The 22,424-nt window shown below is 61.9% G+C and carries 20 protein-coding genes; 8 read left to right on the forward strand and 12 right to left on the reverse strand.

From position 1 onward, the window contains the following. Positions 1-7: 7 nt before the first annotated feature. From MUN23_RS10990 to MUN23_RS11035, 11 genes are all read right to left on the reverse strand, one after another. Positions 8-655 (reverse strand): DUF5134 domain-containing protein, encoded by a 648-nt coding sequence (locus MUN23_RS10990; RefSeq protein ID WP_248763855.1) that lies wholly within the window; start codon positions 653-655, stop codon positions 8-10. Positions 656-795: 140 nt separating this feature from the next. Beyond that, complete coding sequence (locus MUN23_RS10995) at positions 796-2,739, reverse strand: primary-amine oxidase (protein ID WP_248763856.1); 1,944 nt, start codon at positions 2,737-2,739, stop codon at positions 796-798. A 75-nt stretch (positions 2,740-2,814) separates the two neighbouring features. Continuing rightward, positions 2,815-3,813, reverse strand: a complete 999-nt coding sequence (locus MUN23_RS11000; protein ID WP_248763857.1) for a DUF3445 domain-containing protein — start codon at positions 3,811-3,813, stop codon at positions 2,815-2,817. Next, positions 3,810-4,787, reverse strand: coding sequence for a PDR/VanB family oxidoreductase (locus MUN23_RS11005; protein WP_248763858.1), 978 nt, complete (start codon positions 4,785-4,787; stop codon positions 3,810-3,812). The genes MUN23_RS11000 and MUN23_RS11005 overlap by 4 nt, the downstream gene beginning before the upstream one ends. Continuing rightward, a complete protein-coding gene (locus MUN23_RS23555; protein ID WP_305886586.1) occupies positions 4,784-5,272 on the reverse strand; it encodes a dimethylamine monooxygenase subunit DmmA family protein in 489 nt (162 codons plus the stop codon). The genes MUN23_RS11005 and MUN23_RS23555 overlap by 4 nt, the downstream gene beginning before the upstream one ends. Before the next feature lie 8 nt (positions 5,273-5,280). Next, entirely contained in the window at positions 5,281-5,661 is a 381-nt protein-coding gene (locus tag MUN23_RS11010) for a cupin domain-containing protein (RefSeq protein ID WP_083510373.1), read from the reverse strand. Positions 5,662-6,582: 921 nt separating this feature from the next. Further along, positions 6,583-8,067 carry an APC family permease gene (locus MUN23_RS11015; protein ID WP_058931061.1) on the reverse strand — a complete coding sequence of 495 codons (1,485 nt, stop codon included), beginning with the start codon at positions 8,065-8,067 and terminating at the stop codon, positions 6,583-6,585. A gap of 237 nt (positions 8,068-8,304) precedes the next feature. Next, positions 8,305-9,452 (reverse strand): IS3 family transposase gene (locus MUN23_RS11020; RefSeq protein ID WP_248762336.1). Its coding sequence is split into 2 segments (ribosomal slippage): positions 8,305-9,179 and positions 9,179-9,452, totalling 1,149 coding nucleotides; the frame shifts between segments, so codons are not numbered across the junction. Positions 9,453-9,600: 148 nt separating this feature from the next. After that, positions 9,601-9,981, reverse strand: a complete 381-nt coding sequence (locus MUN23_RS11025) for a cupin domain-containing protein (protein ID WP_248763859.1) — start codon at positions 9,979-9,981, stop codon at positions 9,601-9,603. A gap of 651 nt (positions 9,982-10,632) precedes the next feature. Beyond that, positions 10,633-11,340 carry a cache domain-containing protein gene (locus tag MUN23_RS11030; protein ID WP_058931063.1) on the reverse strand — a complete coding sequence of 236 codons (708 nt, stop codon included), beginning with the start codon at positions 11,338-11,340 and terminating at the stop codon, positions 10,633-10,635. Then, the gene (locus MUN23_RS11035) at positions 11,337-12,056 is read right to left on the reverse strand and encodes a FadR/GntR family transcriptional regulator (protein ID WP_248763860.1); all 720 of its coding nucleotides are present in this window, start codon (positions 12,054-12,056) and stop codon (positions 11,337-11,339) included. Before MUN23_RS11035 ends, MUN23_RS11030 begins: the two co-directional genes overlap by 4 nt. Before the next feature lie 413 nt (positions 12,057-12,469). Between MUN23_RS11035 and hxlB the strand changes: the two genes are divergently transcribed. The 8 genes from hxlB to MUN23_RS11075 all read left to right on the forward strand — a co-directional run bounded on the left by hxlB (position 12,470) and on the right by MUN23_RS11075 (position 21,073). Then, entirely contained in the window at positions 12,470-13,069 is a 600-nt protein-coding gene (gene hxlB / locus MUN23_RS11040; RefSeq protein WP_058932918.1) for a 6-phospho-3-hexuloisomerase, read from the forward strand. A gap of 55 nt (positions 13,070-13,124) precedes the next feature. Next, entirely contained in the window at positions 13,125-13,748 is a 624-nt protein-coding gene (gene hxlA / locus MUN23_RS11045; RefSeq protein ID WP_058931065.1) for a 3-hexulose-6-phosphate synthase, read from the forward strand. A gap of 267 nt (positions 13,749-14,015) precedes the next feature. Beyond that, the gene (locus tag MUN23_RS11050; protein WP_248763861.1) at positions 14,016-14,231 is read left to right on the forward strand and encodes a hypothetical protein; all 216 of its coding nucleotides are present in this window, start codon (positions 14,016-14,018) and stop codon (positions 14,229-14,231) included. Between the two features lie 46 nt (positions 14,232-14,277). Continuing rightward, a complete protein-coding gene (gene zwf, locus MUN23_RS11055) occupies positions 14,278-15,846 on the forward strand; it encodes a glucose-6-phosphate dehydrogenase (protein ID WP_248763862.1) in 1,569 nt (522 codons plus the stop codon). Beyond that, positions 15,843-16,835 carry a glucose-6-phosphate dehydrogenase assembly protein OpcA gene (locus tag MUN23_RS11060; RefSeq protein ID WP_248763863.1) on the forward strand — a complete coding sequence of 331 codons (993 nt, stop codon included), beginning with the start codon at positions 15,843-15,845 and terminating at the stop codon, positions 16,833-16,835. Before zwf ends, MUN23_RS11060 begins: the two co-directional genes overlap by 4 nt. A 52-nt stretch (positions 16,836-16,887) precedes the next feature. Continuing rightward, the gene (locus tag MUN23_RS11065) at positions 16,888-17,994 is read left to right on the forward strand and encodes an S-(hydroxymethyl)mycothiol dehydrogenase (RefSeq protein WP_248763864.1); all 1,107 of its coding nucleotides are present in this window, start codon (positions 16,888-16,890) and stop codon (positions 17,992-17,994) included. After that, positions 17,991-18,611, forward strand: coding sequence for an MBL fold metallo-hydrolase (locus tag MUN23_RS11070; RefSeq protein ID WP_248763865.1), 621 nt, complete (start codon positions 17,991-17,993; stop codon positions 18,609-18,611). The genes MUN23_RS11065 and MUN23_RS11070 overlap by 4 nt, the downstream gene beginning before the upstream one ends. A gap of 107 nt (positions 18,612-18,718) precedes the next feature. Further along, a complete protein-coding gene (locus MUN23_RS11075) occupies positions 18,719-21,073 on the forward strand; it encodes an FdhF/YdeP family oxidoreductase (protein ID WP_248763866.1) in 2,355 nt (784 codons plus the stop codon). A gap of 80 nt (positions 21,074-21,153) precedes the next feature. Here the strand turns inward: MUN23_RS11075 and MUN23_RS11080 are convergent, their stop codons facing one another. Further along, a complete protein-coding gene (locus MUN23_RS11080; RefSeq protein ID WP_058931071.1) occupies positions 21,154-22,422 on the reverse strand; it encodes a response regulator transcription factor family protein in 1,269 nt (422 codons plus the stop codon). Positions 22,423-22,424: the final 2 nt, after the last annotated feature.

The following is a 22,424-nucleotide window of genomic DNA, read 5'->3' on the forward strand; positions in this document are numbered from 1 at the left end:
GCCAGGGTCATGACATGGTGGCAAACATCATGGCCATGACGGCGGCGCCGAGAGCTTCCAGCCCGTGTTCTGCACGGACGGAAAGCCGCGAGGCCGCCGTGTCGCGGAGAGTGGTTTTCGTTACCCGGAAACGCACTAAAAGGAGAATGAAAACCACTGCCGCAGCTCCGAATAATACTGTCAGCAGGATCGCGAGACCGGGTGAGTGGTCAAAGGTTGCTGCAGCCGTGCTTGGGGCTGCGGCTGCCATCGAGTGATGGGCGTTGGGCATTGACATTCCGCCTGCCGGAACGTGGCCGGTGGTGACCTGACCCATCATGGCAATCATGACCGCAGCGCCAGCCATGCTGAGGCTGTGGTACAGGCATTTTAGCCGCCCTTGGTTACCCGCGCAGAGTATTTTGAATTCCGGCCGGGCGACCGCCTGGATGACAAACCACAGTGCCGCGGCGGTAAGGACTGCAATCTGGGCGAGCATGGTCGCCGGCACAAGGTTCCACAGCATGGCAGCCATCAGGACGTTCATGAGGGCATGGAATCCTTTGTTGACCCGGTCCGTGAGTTGGCGGGACCGTGTCGCCTGCAGGAGCTGATAGCTTCCGCTAAGCAGCAGGACGGCCGTGAGGGTCCAGGTAATTGCGGGGGTATTGAACACGCGGATCACGCTCTCACTACTGGATTTGGGTTAGTTAAGGGGGCGGTCCCCCGGTGCAGCTGGCGCAGCACCGGGGGACCGCCGGTTTAAGACTGTTCCTGCTCGTTAGCTCCAGCAGGGACGCCTTGTTGGTTCAGCACTTAGTCGGTGCTGCAGCACTTTTCGGTGGTGGTGGTGGTGGTGGGTTCGATTTTGGTGGGGAGGTTGAGGGTGGGGTTTTGGTCGAAGAAGCCGTGGGGTTCGAGCATGAAGCCGATGTTTTGGCGGGGCATGATGGGCCAGTCTTCGAGGCGGACGACGTGGTGCATGCCGAAGGTGTACCAGACTACGAGGTCTTGGTCGACGATGTTCCGGTCTTTTTGGGTCCAGATGTGCAGGCCGTCGTCGGCGCCGGTGGCTTGGTTGGGGAATTCGCCGGCGGCGAACCGTTCGGTGCGGTCGTAGGCGGTGACCCAGAGGTTGTTGCGGGCGAATTGGGCTCGTTTGCTGACGTAGGATTCGTCGCCGGCGGCCAGTTGGATACCGTCGGTGGGGATGAGGCGGTAGGCGACGGGTTCGTCCACGATGTTCTTGCTGTCGCGGTTGGCGATTTTCCAGAAGCGGTGTTTGGAGGAGTCGGTTTTCCGGATGGCGGCTTGTTCGGTTTCGAGTAGCCGGTCCACTGCCATGAAGGCGGTGTGGGTGGGGTTGTCTTCGGGGATTTCCATGTCTACTTCGTAGACGGCGTTGTTCGGGCCGTCGATTTCGAAGTCCATGCGGACGTTGAACATGTGTTGGTGGATGGGTGCGTAGAGGCCGTCGTTGTTCAGGGTCTGGCCGTAGGGGCTTTTCTCGCCGGGTTTCTGGCCGGCGGTGGAGAGGATGCCGGTGGCTTTGACGAGGAATTCGATGCTGCCGTCGAGGAAGAGGTGCCAGTAGAAGGCGTATTCGTAGTTGGCGACGGTGGCGATGAAGGAGATGACGAGTTTGCGGCTGCGGCGGGTTTCGGTGGTGCCTTCGCGGAAGTCGAAGTGCTTCCAGAGGATGGAGTCGTCTTCTTCGTGCATGCAGATGGCGTTTTCGATGGTCAGCGGGTTGCCGTGGCTGTCGGCGGTGATGCCGTCGAAGTATTTGATTTCGCCGAGGCAGTCGCAGCCCAGGGTGAGGGAGTTGGCCATGTTGCCGATGTTGTATTCGCCGGAGTCGAAGGCGTTCTTTTTGGCCTGGACGGGGGCGGTGTCGCCATAGGGGACGACCATTTCGGAGAGTGAGGCGCGGTTGATCACGGGGCGCTCCACACCCTTGTTGCGGAACTTCAGCTGGTGCAGGACCAGGCCTTCGCGGGGGGTGAAGCCGACGCGGAAGGACCAGTCGGCCCACTGGACGTGGTTGCCGGTGACGGTGAAGGAAGCGCCTTCGGGCTGGGTGATGGAGATCGGTTTGAGGTCGGTGCGGGCGGGGCCGACGTATTTGGGCAGGTAGTTGCCGCTGGCGGACGGGACCGGGATGGCCTGGTCGTCTTCGAGTTTGACGACTTCGCCGGAGTTCAGGTCCACGATGACGATGAAGTTCTCGATCGGGTGTGCGTAGGGGCTGTCGTCGGCCTCCTGACGGACGAAGACCAGGGCGCGCATCAGGCGGCGGCCTTCGTTGTCTTCACCGAAGTAGCCCACGGACCAGGGTTCGAAGCAGACCAGGTCCATGTTGTTGATGCCGCGCTTGGCGAGGGCGGCCTGGACTTCGGGGTTTTTCCGGCAGGCTTCTTCACCTTCGGCGAATTCGTCGAGCATGAAGGGCGGGTGGACGTTCTCGGCCAGTTTCGTCCATTTCGAGACGATGCCCGAGTCCAGGTCCACGATCGCTTCGTAGGCGCGGTTCTCGGCGCGGTTGACCAGGACGGCGTCTGCTTCGCGGGCCGTGGCGGCGCCGGAGCGGAGCAGTTCCTTGTCCGGTTCGCGCAGTTCAACGCTGATGAAGCGGAACGACTCCGCGGCGGCCGGGCCGTCTTTCAGGATGGCCGACGCCCGGGAAATCTCCTCACGGGACAACGGGTCGAGAGGGTGCGAAACCCCTACAACGTTCTGGACTTCAGTGTTCAGAGTCATGGTTTCTCCTTGTTTCCTTGTCTAAAAAGAGGGTTCTTGTTGGCTTGCGGGCCAGGGACGCTGGTTGGCCGCTGGTTAGCTGGCCAGCAGCCAGTCAGATGCCGCTTTGCGGTACCTGTTGATGCCCTTGTACTCGGCCATGTCTTCCGGGAGTTCGGCCAAAACGCGGCCCACGGTCTCCCGCCAGACGGGGACCCGGGCAATGTCGGCGAGCGACAGAAGGTAGGTCCGGACCAGGAACAGGATCGCCCCGGAGTGGGGGAGGCGGATGAGGTGCTGGACCTCCACCCGCAGGTGGACTCTGTCCGGGAGGGCGGGATCGTCGGCGATGGTGCCGCGATCCGGTGCCCAGTTGGGATAGGTTTCGGTGGAGGTGTCCAGACGCCGGTCGATGGTTAAGGTCCAGTTGGTCCGCCGGTACTGCTCGCCGGGCTGCAGCCTCAAGAGGAATTGCTCGGCCCGGCTGACGATCTTCTCCTCGTGCACCCGTGGGACGGGGCCATGGATTTCGTGGAATTTCATGCCGGTATCGAATCCGAGGGACCAGTCGGCGGCGAAGGTGACGAGTCCGGCGTCGAGCCATAGAGCATCCTCGCGCTGGTCAAGAAAGACCATGTCGTCCTGGATCTGGCTGCCGAGGAACCGCAACGGGCCCCCCGGCAGGGAACTGTCGTCTCCGATGGTGAATTCCACCTCGAGGTCCTGCAGGCCGTTCCGCCAGCGGCAATTATTTCCGTCCCGGTGGAAGGACATACTGTCCGGGTTTTCTTCCGCCATTGCGGGCAGCAGGGTACCGATGGCGTCCCACACGGCTGGCCGCATGTGCGGGAGGACCTGGATTCGTGAGGGATCCCGGTCCAGCACCTCGCCGCGTTCCTTGACGTCTGAAAGGTAGTGCTCGTCGATGTCCAGCAGCCGGCCGCCCCACTCGCCGGCTTCAGTCGTCACTACCTTGCGGGACGGTTCGACGTTGGCGCTGTAGCGGTAACTGTCACCGGAATAGGGAAAGGGAAAGTGCTTGATCCGATCCGGGAGGGCCGCGGTGACCGGGTCCGTGTCAATGATGGTGCTCAAAGGTCCAACTCCAATTCTTCATCCAGGCTGCGTGAAACGCAGCACATCATGGTGGTGTTCTCGGCCTTTTCCTGGTCACTCAGGTAGAGATCCCGGTGATGGGGTGTCCCTCGAAGGACTGGCAGGACACATTCCCCACAGATGCCCTTGCGGCACATGTTGGGAATGGTTTTTCCTGCCTTTTCGAGGGTGTCCAGCAACGAAACGCCGGCCGGAACTTCCAGCCTGATGCCGCTGCGGGCCAGGTTCACTGCGAACGGTTGGCCCTCGTCCAGGTCAGCCGCGCCGAACGCTTCCGAATGCAGCAGGCCCTTCGGCCAGCCAAGATCGCGGGCCTGCTCAAGGACTGAGTCCATGAAGGCGGCCGGGCCGCAGACATACAGGTGGGTTCCGAGTTTCTGGGTAGTGAGCTTTTCCGTCAGAACTTCCTGGAAGCTGCCGCGATTATGGCATTCCGTCAATCCCTCTCCCAGCAGTTCCCTTGCCTCCGCAACGTGGGCCCCTTCACCTGGCCGGTAGCAGTAGATCAGGGATGCAGCCGCCCCCCATTCGGCTGCGAACCGGGCGTGTGAAAGCACCGGCGTGATTCCGATTCCTGCAGCAATAAGCAAGTGATGCTTGGCGTTCGCCGCAGGAGCGAAGGCACTGCGTGGACGCGAAACGTGGACGCGGTCACCTACGGCGAGCCCATGCATGGCCAGCGATCCCCCGGCACTGCCCTCAACGCGCAGGACAGAGATGGTGTACTCGAAGGGGGCGCTGCCTGATCCGGTGAGCGAATAGGCATTGGCGCCTGCCCCGTATTGGACCACAAGGTGGCTTCCCGGAACATAGGGAGGCAGAGCTTCCCCCAACGGATCACCAAACGTGATGCTGGTAATCGATGGCGTCTGGATGCTGACGTTTGTCACCTCCAGCACCAGGCCTCCTGCCACCGCCGGGTGGACAGTGGTCTCGAGAGTCGTCGCGGTCATGCTGCTGCCTCCTCGGCATGGGCTGAGAATCCCAGGTAGCCTCCAATGCGCCGGGAAAAGTGGCTACTGATTGCCAAGGCAATAGTGCATCCCTGACAGTCCACCTCGGAGCCGCTGGGTTGATCGGTAATGGTGGCCGTGCGGCAGTGTCCGCAGAAAACGAGGCGCGGACCCCCTTCCTCACAGAGGAGGGTCATCTCCTCGTCCAGCAGTCCGCATTCCGCTGCTGCGGCTGCGGCTGCATGGACGTCGACTGCAGGGCCGGCCAGCACAAGACGGACCCCGATGCATGACCGGCCGAGCACAGACCTAAGGTTCGAGAGGGTTCCCTGGTCTGCAGATGAAAAACGGAGATCGTGCCGGGGCCGGCCACCGTTGTTTTGATCCGCGGGAGCATCTGTTGAGCCGAATGAGGCACAGATGACCCCGCGGAAACCTGGTTCGCAGCCGGTGCCAGCTACCGGCCGCCTGGATGCGGAACACATGGTGGGTCCTACGGAGCGAAGGTGCGGTCGCCGGTGAAGAACCCCAGACCGTACTCAGGGGTTTCAAACTTGACGGTTGTGCCCTTGGGGAAGAACAGCACATCGCGTTCCTTCGCGTGCGTCACTTCGCCTGTCGTCTGGTCCGTGAGGATGAATTCACCCTTGATGACCACCTTCATTTCGTCGTAGGTGTACGTGTACACCAACGGCTCTGACGCCTTCAGTTCGAAGAATCCGGCGCACATGACCGATCCCTCGGGGTTGTGGAGGGAGTCGCCGATCGCAGCGACCGTTCCAGGCTCGTTCATCGACGGCAGTCCGATGAAGCCGTTTTCGACTTTGTGGATGGAGCCGGCCTTGCTGAGTGTTCCTACGAGTGCGGTTTCCATGATTTCTCCTATGAATGGTGGTGTGAAAGATTTCTCAGTGCTGTTCATCGTTGTCAGAGCTGTTCGTCTTTGCTGCATGTGAGACTGCGCTGGAGATCTAGTTAGAACCCTGGATGGGCTCCGGGAGGATCCGTCTGCGATCCCGACATCCTCTGTTTCCAGAGGGCCAGCCGAGCTCTACTCGAGCCCTGCTGGGTGTGATGCCAGTCACGAACGTTTGTCCTGGTTGCAAAGCTACGCGACGTTATTCATCTAGTCCAGTCTTTTTTAGGATTATTAATTTGAGAGTTTCAAGTTAATTTTTCTCCCCGAGTATTGACATATCGGAACAATCAAGCCTGGTGTGTGCGCGACCGCCAATCACGGGGCACGGGGAGGTCAGTGTTCGCGCTCGAATCCATGACTTATGCCCACAAAATCCAATGCGAGCCTTGGTTCGTTGGAGAAAAAGGGGCCGGCCCCGGTGTCCGCCCGCAGCGATGGCATCATCGCGCCCCGATCTCGGGTGGAGGACCCGCGACGCCGGAAACACGGTCGTGATCTCCGGCGCCGGTCCTGAACAGGGCTCGCGAAGCTCTTCGCGCTACGCCGAGGAATACCTTTAGTACGATATTTTTGCCAGCGGCGCCGCGCCCTTCTTCCAGGAGATCACGAAATACATGGACCGAGCGATGCGGGCCATGGTGCAGGAGGCAGGCGGTGCCGTCATGGCTGCGGCGGGACATGGAGTCCGGCGGTTGGGAGGGGCCAAGGAAAAAATGCGTAGAGGGACGCAAGTACGCAGATTCCCGGACGCAGAAACAGGAAGGCAGACCGTTCTTGACCGGTCTGCCTTCCCGTCTTTGAGGCAGTGACTGGAACGGTGACCGGCAGTCAGCAGGGGGACTCCTTTGGATCTAGAAGCCATAGGTGCAGGTTCCGTCACCTGGCTACGGGAACCTCATCTTCCAAATCTGCGGCATCGTCATCTAAAGGGCGGGCAGTGGCTGCTTTTTTGGAGCGACTCGATTCGTGCTGGGAGTAGAACCAGATGGGTATGTAGAGCGCCAGTACGATGAAGCCGACCCAGGTCGGGGTCCAGCCGATCTCGAGGCTGTTGAGGTAGACCACACCGATTAGGCACAGGGGCAGGTTGAACAGGCCGAAGACGATGGCGACGTTTTTCCAGCCCTTGGGTGCCGTGAATGGCCTCTCCAGGGCAGCGAAGTCGGGGTGTTTTTTGGCTCTGACGTAGGCGAACAGGCTGATGCCGTTGGCGCAGGTGTAACCTATCGCCGATGCCGCGACAATCGCGGCGGGGTTTCCCATCGAGATCAGCAGCAGGTTGAAGGCTCCGATGACGAGCATGGCCACGAAGGGAGTGCCGTGGCGGTTCGTTTTGCCGAGGGACCTGGGGAGGTTGCCTTCCGTGGCCATGGAGTGCATGGCTCGGGACGAGCCCAGGTAAGCGGTTTGGATGATCAGTATCATGGCGGCGATCAGCATGATGATGGTGATCATGGAGCCGGCTTGGCCAAAGACTGCCTGGGCGACCGGAATCAGGGGCGAGACAGGTTCGGCCAGTACGCCGTCGACACCCAGCACGCCGATCACTGCGGTTTGCACCAGCACATACGAGAAGAAGCAGATGATGCCGCAGGCAAGCAGGGCTTTGGGGACGTCTTTGGCTGGGTTTTTGTATTCGGGGCCGTAGATGGCTGCCGTTTCCCAGGCGCAGGCACTCCATTGTGCGATCGCAAAGATGCCAAAGAGAATCAGGATATGGTGCAGATCCCAGGCCCAGTCTGTCGGCACCCAGCTGCCGGTGATGTTGGTCAGCTGAACGTGTCCGGTAGCAAAAGGCGCCACCGTCAGGACGACCAGCGGTATCAGGGAAAAGGCAGCCAGGATGTACCCCAGTTTGGCGCCGTCCTTGAGGCCGAACCAGTTGACGGCGAACAATCCGCCGAAAATCACTACCCCGGATATCAACGAGAGCTGATACTCGGTAAACGTCTCGCCCAGCACCGGAAACAGCCCATGCAGGTAACCGCCGACCAGGATGGAAAAAATCGCCAGTACCGGGGTCCAGGCGAACCAGTAGCTCCAGGCACTGAAGCCGCCGATCAGCTTGCTCTTGTCGTACTTGCCCTGGTAGTTCTCGGTGCGAAAAATATGCTGCGCGAAACCCGGCAGGCCGGAGGCCTTGGGAAAGGTCGTAGCCATCTCGGCATAGGCGGCGTTCTGAAAGAATCCCTGAACGACCGACAATCCCCAGATAAGAATGGCTGCAGCCGATAAATACATTGGAAGATAGCCCAAGGAGGGCAGTATCAGCAGGGGCACACCCAGCGCAATGGCCAGACCCTGTTTCCAGTCGATCGACCTTTCCAGGTCATCGACTCCGTCCGAACGATTTTTACTCATAAGAATCTCCTTTAGACGAACTTAGATTCGTCTGATTTTTTAGACATGTGAGTTGCTTCTTGAATCGTTAAAGAGGCGGCGTGGCAAACCACAACACTCTTGCCGGCAGCTGGTAATCGTGTGGGTTGCCATTGCTCGGCGGGATCAATCGTGCTGATTGATTCAACAGGCAGCGCATGCTACGGCGTACACTACGGCGATTTGAAGGTGGTTGGGCCCCCGTTAGCAGTCCAGCGTTTATGCGATAGCTAATTGGTTTTCTTGCGTCCAGTTTTCCCAGTAGCGTTTCGGCGTCATGCCGTCCAGGGATCCGTGGGGCCGTTCATGATTGTAGATAGCTTTCCATTCCTCTGCCAAATACTTCGCTTCGGCCATGGTGTCCATGATTTCTCCGGAGAGTTGTTCCCTTCTGAATTGGGCGTTGAAGGATTCGATGAAGCCGTTCTGCCAGGGTGATCCCGGGTCTATGAATGCGGTGTCGACGCCGGCGGTGTTGCACCACTCGAGCAGTGCCGCGGCGGTGAATTCCGGTCCGTTGTCACACCTGACGTAGGCCGGGGCGGTGCCGGTTTCGGCGATGATGTTCTCCAGCACCGCGACGACGTCGGTGGCTTTGAACGACCGGCGCGGGATGATCGCCAGCGCGGTGCGGGTGTATTCGTCGATGACGTTGAAGAACCGGATGTGCCGGCCGCAGGAGGTCACGTCGGACTGGAAGTCGAAGCTGACCACGTGCATCGGGTACTCGGCTGTGAGCCGCTTCTGCTCCCCGGCGCCGGGCCCGGCGCGGCGCTTCTTCCGCGCCCTGGGTTTACAGGCCAGGCCTTCGTCGCGCCAGAGCCGGCGGATCCGCTTCCTGTTCAGCGCCACGCCGTCCCACTCTGGCTGGGCCAGCAGGTGCCAGCGGGCCTTCCGCCAGCCCCAGGAGGGGTGCTTCCCGGCGACGGCGCGCAGGGCAGCCCGGAGCTGGGCTTCCTCGAAGCCCATCTCGGGTTTCTTCTTGCGGAAAGCGGACCGGTTCTGGCCCAGAACCGCGCAGGCGAAGCGTTCGGACGCCCCGAACTTCTCCACCGCCATGCGCACGGCACGGCGGCGGGGTTCGGGGCTCAGAATTTTCCCTTGGCCACCTCGTTGAGGATGTCGATAGCCAGTTCCTTCTCCGCCAGCAGCCGCTTAAGCCGGGCGTTCTCCTTCTCCAGCTCCCTGGTCCGCTTGGACGCCTCGGCGTTCTTCTCGGAGCCGTACTGGTTCAACCACCGGTACCAGGTCGCCTCAGTGACCTGGAGCTCCTTGATGACCTCGACCATCGGTCGTCCGTCGTTGAGCATTTTCTGGCCCTGCCGGACTTTGGCGATGACCTGCTCGGGGGTGTGTCTGCGTGCCATGATTCGTGAATTTCCTCCTGTGTCCATTCTCGGACACGAAACTCACACAAACACTGGACTTCTACCTGGGGACCCAACCAAAGGTACATGGATGTTCGCTGCCGGTGCCTGAAGCGGGTGGCCTGGACCCAGAACGCATGGTGGGGTCTTAGGGTGCGAAGGAACGGTGGCCGGTGAAGAACCCCAGACCATAGTCAGGCGTCTCGAATTTGACGGTTGTGCCCTTTGGGAAGAACAGCACGTCTCGTTCCCTGGCGTGCGTTACTTCCCCTGTGGCCTGGTCGGTGAGGATGAATTCACCCTGGATGACGACCTTCGTTTCGTCGTAGGTGTACGTGTACACCAGCGGTTCTGACTCCTTCAGTTCGAAGAATCCGGCGCACATGACCGACCCGGCAGGGTTGGAGAGGCAGTCGCCGATGGCGGCATCACACCCGGGTTCGTTCATCTCAGGCAGTCCGATGAAGCCGTTTTCTACTTTGTGAATGGAGCCGGCCTTGCTGAGTGTTCCTACGAATGCGGTGTCCATAATTTCTCCTATGAATAGTGGCGTCAAAGATTTCTAAGAGCTGTTCATCTTTGTCAGAGCTGTTCATCTTTGCTGCATATGAGACTTGCTGAAGTTCAAGTCAGGGCCCTGGCCGAGGCTCCGGGAGGGATCGTCTGCGAACCCGGCATCCTCCAACTTCCAGAGGGCCAGCCGAGCTCTGCTCGGAGTTCTGCCGGTGTGATGCCTGTCACGAAGGTTCGTCCTAACGGGCAAAGCTACGCCTCGAAATTCATCTAGTCCAGTCTTTTTTAAATGTCGGTTTCCGACCGGGCTCAATTTTCGCGTCAGCATGCGGGGGCAAGAATCGCAGCGCTTGCCTTAGGCAAGGAGAGCTGTGCCGGGTCCGATCCAGATGGCTTGTAAGCCAGTAAATGAGCCGTTGGCGTTGAGTGCGACGGCAGACCGGGGGTGGAGTGCACCTGGTGGAGGTGCTTCTTGGGATGTTCCGATCCAGACTCTGGAACGGAGGCGGCTGTGATGTATATCACTTCAAAGGTTGCAGACTTAAAGCTATATGGCAACAGTTTTCTTGCGGATCTCAGCCAACTTTGTCGGTCCCATGTATTGAGGCCGGCACACCAGAGCGCGAACTATAACAACGATCCACTGCCTACTTCAGGAGGTCCGAGGCTAGGGGGTATAGATCAAGGACAGCCCCAGGTGGGGAACATCCAAATCCAACCGATGTTGGTCTGGAGATCCGGATTTGATCCGCTCGCCAACCAAGTACCTGCCAGAGTTGCCGAGAACGACGCGGTTGCTGGCGTTGATGAGGGCGGCATCGCCTGGGATGGCTCGCAGGGTTGGCATGATGAGGGGTTCCAGGTCCTTGATCCGAATATCGCATGCGGCTACGCCGGCAAAGTTCCCGTGGACGGAAAACGGAGCCGCGAACGTAAGGATGTATTCCTCGAAGCCGAGATAGTCGACATACGGCCCCCAAAAGGTCTGCTCACCTGTGGACGCGGCGGTTGAAAAGAACGGTAGCTTCTCATAGTTGTAATATCGGCTGCTGCCTGGAGTCAGGTCAAAATCAAGCCTGCCGATGGCGCCGGACTCCTTGCGGGACCACCATTCCCAAGGTCGGCCGCCCTCCTCAACGGATTCCGTGGCGAAGAAGGTCCCGGCGCCGACAGCAAAAGTGTTATTCGTCAGGAACTGCCGTGAGAGTTCGTCCAATCCGACCAGGGCAGCCTTGTCGATTTTGGACTTGCCGGCGAGATTCTGTTCAAGCAGCGAGGCAACGGACCTGGAGAGTTTCTGAGTCTCCATGGCGACGCCGCTAATCCACGAAGTGAGGGCATTGGCAGCTTGTACGACTTCAGTGGCGGGCTTCATTGACCATCCTGGATTGATCGGGCGTAACCGAGGGTGAGTTTCGTGTCAATCAGATGGAAAATGTTTCGCCTGATGTGCTCAAGTACCAGTTTCTGGGCCTTCTCGGGTTGGTCCTGGGCGACTGCCCGGACCAATTCCAAGTGTTCAGCGGTTGCCTGTTCTGGGTCAAATGCCACCGTGAGCGGGGTCCATAGCTGCTGAACTGTTTCTTCCTGAAGCCGGATTTCGGCGTTGGCAAGCCTCGGTGATTGCGCGGCTACTGCCAACTCGATATGGAAGCGGCTGTCAGCAGGTGCACGCAATTCGGGGGTTGAGGCCAGAACCAATGCTCGCGCAAGTTCCTGAAGACGGTCGACGTCGTGTGCTTCCGCGCGCTCACATGCCAGCCGGACGGTCGTGGCTGCAATAGCGGAATGCTCGTCTCCGATGTCACGTATTTCCGAAATGGACGTCGAGAGGAACCAATCCCGGATGGTGTCGGTCTGCGTACGAGGCTGGCTGACGACGAAGGTTCCCCCGCTCCGGCCTCTGCGAGTCTCGACGATTCCCCGCTCGCGCAGGTCCCCCAAAGCTTCGCGAAGAGTGGCGCCGCCAACTCCAAACATCTCCGAGAGTGCCGCTTCCGGGGGCAGACGTTCACCTACTTTGAGCAGCCCGAGGCCAATGGCCTTGGTAATCCTGTCCACAATTGCGTCGGCCCTCTCGATTTCCGGCAAGGACCGATATATCTGCGATTGGAATGAGGACGGCGAGGCCAAAAGTCTGCGCTCCGAGAATGGGCTACGGGTCAGGACAACAACAAGCAGCCCGGACAGGACCTAAAGGACTTAACTCGTTCTTCAGAGTCTATGCAATAAATCCTTCAAAACTGCGGCTTTCAGAACGGTAGGCCTCCGCGCTCCAGCGGACCGGTCCCTCTAAGGAGCCACTCGTCCGGCATGGCAGTCCATGGACCACGGCGTTGGACGCTTCCTCAACGGACGGCCTGGGACAACGCCCAATCCTTAAGTGTAGTTAGAACCGTCAGAAAACAGTGTTACCCCTGCCCTTTTGCTTCGGGATTATGGATATCAACCAGAAAGCATCGTTCGACCGACACAGGCCGACGACCGAAGGGAAGGGACAAATCGTGAATCCGACAGCAAGTACAACGCTCACCGGGTACAGCACCACCGGTGACATTGTCCGCAATCTGTCTCTCGTCAGGGACGAGATCGCGGACACAGCGGCCAAGATCGACGAGCAGCAGGTAGCTGACGTGGCCCGCCATCTCAGCCACCCGGGCCGGGTGTTCGTGGCCGGCGCGGGCCGAAGCGGGCTTGTCCTGCGTATGGCCGCCATGAGGCTGATGCACCTGGGCCTGGATGTCCATGTCGCCGGTGACACCACCACTCCCGCAATCAGTTCCGGTGACCTGCTCCTGGTGGCCTCCGGATCGGGAACCACCTCGGGAGTGGTCAAGTCAGCGGAAACAGCAGCGAAGGCCGGAGCGCGGATTGCGGCGTTCACCACCAATCCGAGTTCGCCGCTCGCTGGGCTCGCAGACGCGGTGGTGATCATTCCCGCCGCCCAGAAGACCGACCACGGCTCCAGCGTTTCCCGCCAGTACTCGGGGTCTCTCTTCGAACAGGTCCTTTTCCTCGCCACGGAAGCACTCTTCCAGTCTCTGTGGGACAACACCGATGTACCGGCTGAAGAGCTCTGGCTCCGGCACGCCAACCTCGAATAACCGAACCACAATTTTTCACACCCACCGCAGTTCCCAACAGAAGGAAAACAACACCATGAAACTCCAAGTTGCTATGGACGTCCTGACCACTGAAGCCGCCCTCGAACTGGCCGGTCAGGTCGCCGAGTACGTCGACATCATCGAGCTCGGCACCCCCTTGATCAAGGCTGCCGGCCTCTCCGCCGTCACCGCCGTCAAGAACGCCCACCCGGACAAGATCGTCTTCGCTGACATGAAGACCATGGACGCCGGAGAACTCGAAGCCGACATCGCTTTCAAGGCCGGTGCCGACCTGGTCACCGTGCTCGGCACCGCCGACGACTCCACCATCGCCGGCGCCGTCAAGGCAGCCAAAGCCCACAACAAGGGCATCGTCGTTGACCTCATCGGCGTGGCAGACAAGGTAACCCGCGCCAAGGAAGCCCGCGCCCTGGGTGCCAAGTTCGTGGAGATGCACGCCGGTCTCGACGAGCAGGCCCTGCCCGGCTTCGACCTGACCGGACTGCTCCGCGCCGGAGCAGAAGCGCGCGTTCCGTTCTCCGTCGCAGGCGGCGTGAAGCTCGCCACCATCGAATCAGTCCAGAAGGCCGGCGCTGACGTAGCCGTCGTCGGAGGCGGCATCTACAGCGCGGCCGACCCGGCACTGGCAGCGAAGCAGCTCCGCGCTGCCATCGTCTAACCATCCGAGTGACGGTGGCGTCCCACACCCGTAAAGCTGCGGGAAGCCACCTCCGGGCTGCAGGACCCTGTTACTTCTGGGGGCCTGCAGCCGCGGAATGTCTTACCTGTACTGCCCGCGGAGAAACGTCACCGCGGGCAGTACGCGTTCGGTGGAAGAACTAAGACGATCCCGTCACACCGACTTGATCCAAGAACACATCACACCCTCAATGATGAGGGTTGGCACATTCGGGGGACCCTCATCCTGGAAAGGAACCTGTTCATCATGCGCACTCAGACCGCCGAGCATTTGGAAGTCCACGTTACCGAGCCTGGTCGACTCTACGAGTTGCTCGACGATGCAGAAGCCGCGCTCCGGCAAATAGCCAGGCCCCAATGCTATGCCGGCATTCTGGTCACCCGCCATGATCCCAGCCGCTACAGCCTCGCACTCAGCGACACCGTTCCCTATGGGGAGACCCGCGAGCAGATACTCTCGTGACCGTCGGTCGACTGCCGCACTGCCTTGTCGAAAGTTAGAAGCAACCATGTCAGTTACTTACGTTGATTCAAGTGTGAGGTCCGGGCATAAGCCAGGCCGTAACCCGTTGAGGGATCCGCGTGACCGTCGTTTGAATCGGATTGCCGGTCCGTCGTCGTTGGTGCTCTTCGGGGTGACCGGCGATCTTGCCCGTAAGAAGCTCATGCCGGCCGTGTATGACCTGGCGAACCGGGGGTTGTTGCCGCCGAGTTTCGCGTTGGTGGGTTTCGGTCGGCGGCCGTGGTCGGATGCGGAGTTCGCGGCCGAGGTGAAGGCCTCGGTGAAGGCGTACTCGCGGACACCGTTTGATGAGGCGGTGTGGAACCAGCTGTCTGAGGGTATCCGTTTTGTCCGGGGCGAGTTCGACGACGATGATTCGTTTGAGCGGTTGGGTGACACGATCGCGGGGCTCGATGAGGTCCGTGGAACGCGGGGGAATCATGCGTTCTACCTTTCGATTCCGCCGAAGGCGTTTGAGCAGGTCTGCCGGCAGCTTTCCAAGCATGGGCTGGCGCAGGCTGAGGGTGAGAAGTGGCGGCGGGTGGTGATCGAGAAGCCGTTCGGTCATGATCTGGAGTCGGCCCGGGCGCTGAACGAGATTGTGGAGTCGGTGTTCCCGCCGGATGCGGTGTTCCGGATCGATCATTACCTGGGTAAGGAGACGGTGCAGAACATCCTGGCGTTGCGGTTTGCGAACCAGTTGTTTGAGCCGTTGTGGAACGCGAATTATGTGGATCATGTCCAGATCACGATGGCCGAGGACATCGGCACGGGCGGCCGGGCAGGGTATTACGACGGTGTGGGTGCTGCCCGGGACGTGATCCAGAACCATCTGCTGCAGTTGCTGGCGTTGACCGCGATGGAGGAGCCGATTTCCTTCAACGCCGATGATCTGCGGGCGGAGAAGGAAAAGGTCCTCGCCGCGGTGAAGCTCCCGGAGGATTTGTCGACGCATTCGGCGCGGGGGCAGTTCGCGGGCGGCTGGCAGGGCGGGGAACAGGTCCAGGGCTACCTGGAGGAAGAGGGTATCCCGGCGGATTCTTCGACGGAGACGTTCGCGGCGATCCGGGTGGATATCCATACCCGGCGCTGGGCCGGTGTGCCGTTCTACCTGCGCGCTGGCAAGCGGCTGGGCCGTCGGGTGACTGAGATCGCGGTGGTGTTCAAGCGCGCCCCGAACCTGTTGTTCCGTGACCATGGTGAGGATGACTTCGGCCAGAACGCCGTGGTGATCCGGGTCCAGCCCGATGAGGGTGCGACGATCCGGTTCGGGTCCAAGGTCCCGGGCACGCAGATGGAAGTCCGGGACGTGACGATGGACTTCGGCTACGGGCATTCCTTTACCGAGTCCAGCCCCGAAGCGTACGAACGGCTGATCCTCGATGTGCTTTTGGGCGAGCCGCCGCTGTTCCCGCGGCACGCGGAGGTGGAGTTGTCCTGGAAGATCCTGGACCCCTTTGAAGACTACTGGGCCGGGCTCAAAGAACAGCCGGAGCCGTATGCTCCGGGGTCCTGGGGCCCTGCCTCGGCCGATGAGCTGCTGGCCCGTGACGGACGAACCTGGAGAAGGCCATGATTGTAGATTTGCCGGACACCACCACCTCGAAGATCTCCAAGAAGATCATGGCCCTGCGTGAGCAGGGCGGGGTGATCGCACTCGGCCGGGTCCTGACCCTCGTGGTCGTGACCCGGTCCGGGCTCGAGGAAGAAGCGATCGAGGCCGCGAACGAGGCCAGCCGCGAACACCCTTGCCGGATCATCGTCCTCGCCGACGCCGGCTCTGAGGCTCCGAACCGGCTCGACGCGCAGATCCGGGTCGGCGGTGACGCCGGCGCGTCCGAGGTCATTGTGCTCCGCGGCTACGGCGAACTCGCCCACGAAAGCGAATCCCTGGTCGCGGCGCTGCTCCTCCCGGACGCCCCGATCGTGGCCTGGTGGCCGCACGGGGCACCGGAGAACGCCTGCGAAACCTCCGTGGGCCGGATCGCGCACCGCCGGATCACCGATTCCGCGAACGAAACTGACCCTCAAATGGCGTTGGAGAACATCCGGGCGACCTACAAGGCCGGGGACACCGACCTCGCGTGGACCCGGCTGACGAACTGGCGGATCCAGCTCGCGGCGGTCCTGGACCAGGTGGACTCCTCGCCCGTGACCGCCGTGGCCGTCGAAGGCGCCTCCGACTCCCCGTCCACGATCCTGCTCGCGGCCTGGCTGACCCTGGCCCTGGACGCGCCCGTGACGATTGTCGCGGACCCCGCCGGGACCGGCATCCGTCGGGTCCGCCTCACCCGCCACACCGGCGACGTGCAGCTCTTCCGCCCCGGACTGTCCGTCGCTGAACTTACCCAGCCCGGACAGCCCGCCCAACGCATCTCCCTGCCACGCCGCAGCCTCAAAGACTGCCTCGCCGAAGAACTCCGCCGCCTCGACCCCGACGAAGTCTTCGGCGAAACCGTTCGCAGCCTTGGTACTTTCAGACTGCATCAAGCCAGCAGCGTGACATTCACCTGCAGCGGGGAGCCAGAACGTAACCGGGATCGCTTGTCACTGATCGCCGTCTAAGGGGACCTCGACTCACCGGATCCGCCCGGATCCAGGAAAGGAACACAAAATAATGGTTCACAAAGTCAAAGCGGTCATCGCCAGGGAGAAGAATGCCCCTGTTTCGGTGGAGACTATCCTGGTCCCGGATCCGGGGCCGGGGGAGGCGCTGGTAGACATTCTCACCTGCGGGGTCTGCCACACCGACCTGCACTACAAGCAGGGCGGCATCGGCGACGAGTTCCCCTACCTGCTGGGCCACGAGGCCACGGGTGTGGTCAGCGCCGTCGGTTCCGGCGTCACCGAGGTGGCTCCCGGCGACCGCGTGATCCTGAACTGGCGTGCCGTGTGCGGCGAATGCCGTGCGTGTGCCAAGGGCCAGCCGCAGTACTGTTTCAACACTCGCAACGCGACGCAGAAGATGACGCTCGAGGACGGCACAGAGCTTTCTCCCGCGCTGGGCATCGGCGCCTTCGCGGAAAAGACCCTGGTAGCCGCCGGGCAGTGCACCAAAGTGGATGACGACGCCGATGCCGCCGCCGTCGGGCTGCTCGGCTGCGGCGTGATGGCCGGCATCGGTGCCGCCATTAACACGGGCGAGGTCAAGCGCGGCGAATCCGTGGCCGTGATCGGCTGCGGCGGCGTGGGCATCGCAGCGATCGCCGGCGCAAGGCTGGCCGGAGCCACCACCATCATCGCGGTGGACATCGACGCCAACAAGGTGGAGATGGCCAAGACCCTGGGGGCCACCCACGGCGTGGATTCCAGCAAGGACGATCCCATCGAGGCCATCCGGGCCCTCACCGGAGGTAACGGAGCGGACGTGGTGATTGACGCCGTCGGACGTCCCGAAACGTTCAAGCAGGCGTTTTACGCCCGCGACCTCGCCGGCCGGGTGGTGCTGGTGGGTGTCCCGACGCCGGACATGAAGCTTGAGCTGCCCCTGCTGGACGTCTTTGGCCGGGGCGGCTCGCTGAAGTCCTCCTGGTACGGGGATTGCCTGCCCTCCCGTGATTTCCCCATGCTCGTGGCGCAGTACAAGCAGGGCAACCTTGATCTGGACGCCTTCGTCACCGAGCGGATCACCATCGATCAGGTGGAGGAAGCCTTCGCCAAGATGCACGAGGGCAAGGTCCTGCGCTCGGTTGTTGAAGTAAAGACACTGAAGGAGTTCTCATGACAGTCACCATCGAAAACCTGGTCACCTCGGGCACTTTTTCGCTCGACGGCGGCACTTGGGACGTGGACAACAACGTCTGGATCGTGGGTAACGATGATGAGTGTGTGATCATCGATTCCCCGCACGATGCGGCAGCGATCATCAACCAGGTCCGTGGCCGGAAGGTCCTGGCCATCCTGCTGACCCACGCGCACAATGACCACATCGGCGCGGCGCGGGAGGTCGCGGCTGCTGTGGGCGCCCCGATCGTCCTGAACCCGGAGGACCTGGTCCTCTGGAAGCAGGTCTACCCTGATACGGAACCGGACCGGTACCACGGGGAAGGCGACGTGTTCGAGGTGGGCGGCACCGCGCTGTTGGCCATCCACACCCCGGGCCATTCCCCGGGCTCCACCTGCTTCTACCTCGAAAGTGAGGGAACGGTCTTCACCGGCGACACCCTCTTTAACGGTGGACCGGGAGCGACGGGACGCTCCTACAGCGACTACCCCACCATCCTGACCTCCATCCGGGAACGGCTGCTCACCCTCCCGCCGGAGACCGTGGTCCGTACCGGCCACGGCGACAACACGACTATTGGTGCGGAACGGGAAACGCTGGCTAAGGTTTCCCAATAGAGCAGGGTCTTTAACAGCAGGATCCCGTTGAGGCGCGCCAGGACAGCTGGCGCGCCTCACGGGCGTTTTGAACAAGAACGGCGTGAGCCGCAAAGGAAGTTGGAACAATGAAGTTCGGCAAGCAGCCCGCCCCCGTCGCGGACATCAACGAGGACAACCTCGAAGTCCACAAGCCCAAAACGGAAGCGGCCGGAGTCAAGGCCGTCATGGTGGCCCTCGAGCGCGCGGTGGCCCAGGCCGGGGTGACCCGCACGGCGCAGTCCCTGCTGCGGCTGAACCAACAGGGCGGCTTCGACTGCCCCGGCTGTGCCTGGCCGGAATCGGCCACGAAGCGCAAAGCGGCCGAGTTCTGCGAGAACGGGGTCAAAGCGGTGGCCGAGGAGAACACCCTCCGCACGGTCGGGGCCGAGTTCTGGGCCCGGCACTCCATCGCCGAACTCTCCGGGAAAACGGAGTACTGGCTAGGCAACCAGGGCCGGCTGAGCGAACCGGTAGTGATCCGCGAGGGCGACACGCATTACTCGCCGATCTCCTGGGCCGAAGCCTTCGAGCTGATCGGCGAACACATCCGGGCCTCCACCCCGGACCGGTCCGTCTTCTACACTTCGGGCCGCACCGCCAACGAAACCGCGTTTATGTATCAGCTGTTCGCGCGGGCCTTGGGCACCAACAACCTGCCCGACTGTTCCAACATGTGCCACGAGTCCTCAGGCTCGGCGCTGAACCCGACCATCGGCATCGGCAAGGGCACCGTGTCCCTGGAGGACATCCACGACTCCGAACTCATCTTTGTGGTCGGGCAGAACCCCGGCACCAACCATCCCCGGATGCTGTCAGCCCTGAAGGAATGCAAGGACAAGGGCGGCAAGGTGGTAGCCGTCAACCCGCTGCCGGAAGCCGGGCTGTTCAACTTCAAGGATCCGCAGACCGTTTCCGGTGTTGTGGGCGGCGGCACGCCGCTCGCCGACGAGTACCTGCAGATCAAGGTCGGCGGTGACTTGGCACTGTTCCAGGCACTCGGCCACCTGCTTCTGGCGGAGGAAGAGCGCAACCCGGGCACCGTCGTCGACCGGTCCTTTATTGACGCACAAACCGACGGGTTCGACGCTTACAGCGACGCCCGCCAGGAACTGGACTGGGCGGAAACCGAGAAGGCCACCGGCCTATCCCGCGAACAAATTGAGACCGTGGCTGGGATGCTGATCCGGTCCAAGGCCACCATCTTCTGCTGGGCCCTCGGCGTGACGCAGCAGCCGCACTCCGTGGACACCATCAAGGAAATGGTCAACGTCTTGCTCCTGCAGGGCAACTTCGGCAAGACAGGCGCCGGGGCCTGCCCGGTCCGCGGGCACTCCAACGTCCAGGGCGACCGGACCATGGGCATCTGGGAAAAGCCCAAGGAATGGCTCCTCGAAGCACTTGACAAAGAGTTCGCGATCGAGTCCCCGCGGCACCACGGCCACGATGCCGTGGAAGCCATGGAGGCGTTTGAGCGCGACGAGGTGGACGTTTTTGTGTCCATGGGCGGCAACTTCTCCCTCGCCTGCTCGGACACAGAAACCTTGGAGGCGGGCATGCAACGGATCGGCCTGACTGTCCACATCTCCACCAAGCCCAACCGGTCCCACGTGGTGCACGGCCGCACGTCCCTGATCCTGCCCACACTGGGCCGGACGGACAAAGATGACAAGCACCCCAAGGGTGCGCAGTTCCTGTCCGTGGAGGACTCCATGTCCGTGGTCCACTCCACCCAGGGCAGACTCCAGTCGGTCTCCGATCACCTGCTCGCCGAACCCGTCATCGTGGCGCGAATGGCAGAGGCGACCTTCGGGCCGGATCACCACGTGGACTGGAAGGGGATGGCCGAGGACTATGACGTGGTCCGTGACCACATCTCCCGCGTTTTGCCCGGCTTCGAGGATTTCAATGCCAGGGTCCGGACCAAAAACGGCTTTGTGCTGCCCAACCCGCCGCGCGACACCCGGTCCTTTAAGACGGACATCGGCCGGGGCCGCTTTACTGTCAGCCCGCTCGAGTACCTGTCTCCGCCCCACGGCCATCTGGTCCTCCAGACCATCCGCAGCCACGACCAGTACAACACCACGTTCTACGGCCTGGATGACCGGTACCGGGGGATCTCGGGCGGGCGCCGGGTGATTCTGGTGCACCCTGAAGACCTGGCAGAACTGGGTTTCCAGGACCGGGACCTCGTGGACGTGGTCAGCACCTTCCGTGGGCACGACCGGCAGGCGTACAAGTTCCGACTGGTGGCCTACCCGACGGCGAAGGGCTGCGCGGCGGCATACTTCCCCGAGGCCAACGCCCTGGTTCATAAAGAGAACGTGGCGCGGGAATCCAACACCCCCGGTTTCAAGGCCATGTTCGTCCGGTTTGTGCCGCACGTGGCGGAGCCGGAAGCCGCCGAGGAGTCCGCTTCGCTGGCGGCTGCCACTGCCAGCTGATCACACAGCATAGCGGCCCCGTCTCCGATGGGAGTCGGGGCCGTCCTCCTTGCGTTAGCCGGTCAGCGGGGTTTACACCGTCACCGGAGTCCGTGGCTGTGTGCCAGAGCGATGGCCTCGGTGCGTGAGCCGACGTCGAGCTTCTTGAACAGGTTTCGCACGTGGAACTTGACCGTATTCTCGCTGATGCCCAGCTTTGAGGCGATGGTCCTGTTGCGGTGTCCGGCGACAAGGTGCTGGAGCACCTCGAGTTCCCGGGCGGCAAGGTCCCATCCGGCGACATCCCCGGACGGGCGTGTCGGCAGGTCCAAGGGGAGCGTGACGAAGACGTCTGCACCCCAGCCCGGCATGACGTCGATCCGCAGCTGTCCGGTGAGCGCCTGGACCCGGCGGTCCAGGCGGGCGATGCTCGGCGCGTCGGCGGCGAGTGCACCGCGGCCGTCGTCGCGTACGTTGATCAGCAGGTTTTCGCCATCGCAGTCCCACTGCGTCCGTACCCTGCTGACGTCCGGCTGTTCCGTCATGGCCAGCACAAGTCCGCGGACAATGGCCCGTGCCGCGTGGGCAACTTCGCCGGGCAGCGCCCTTCCATTCAGCGGCGGTTCGATAAATTCGATCTCGATGCCGCTGTAGCGTGTGAGCGGCCGCAGGTCCTCCCGCAGTCGTTCGAAAGCCTTGGCAACGGGCTCTTTGACCAGGTCTGTCGTGCGGTCGCTGTGGGTGCGGAGCCCGATTAAAGCCTTGGCGGTGAGGTCAGTGACGGTTGAGCGGGCTGCTGCATCCTCCAAGGAGGAAGAACGCAGGGCTGCCAGGAGGGTCTCCAGGGTGGTGGAGTGCAGATCGGTCAGTTCCGCCGTCACGCGGAGGCGCTCAGCGGAAGCCGCCCGAGATTCCAGCAGGTACGACGGCGGCGCATCAGCCACTTTCTCGCGGATCCGGCGGGCAGTAAGGCGCCAGAGATACGTCACCAGGTCCAATCCGGAGTTGTGTCCCGAATCGGCAGGGGCGGGATCCGTGAGGACCAGGAGGGCATTGCTGGAGGCGTGCTTCAGGGCGAGGACGGGCCGGGTCCGGCCAGCGATCTCGGCTTCCCCAAACCAGGGTGCCTCATCCGAAAGGGCAGCGCGAAGCGTGTCAAGCTCGGCGATGGAGGCCCGGGAGATGATTTCTTCGTCGCCCGCCTTTTTCTGCGGCCGCCCCGTGCAGTCTTCGGTGAAGATGACCAGCGCACTGCCTCCCATGAAGGGGAGTGTGGCATCGCGCAACCGCTCCGCTATCTGGGCCAGGGGGGCATCGGCCAAGGCTGCCACGCTCTGCAAAAGCGGCCACGGCAGGTCTGGAAGAGGCATGG

Source organism: Pseudarthrobacter sp. SSS035 (genome assembly GCF_023273875.1).
Classification (GTDB): domain Bacteria; phylum Actinomycetota; class Actinomycetes; order Actinomycetales; family Micrococcaceae; genus Arthrobacter.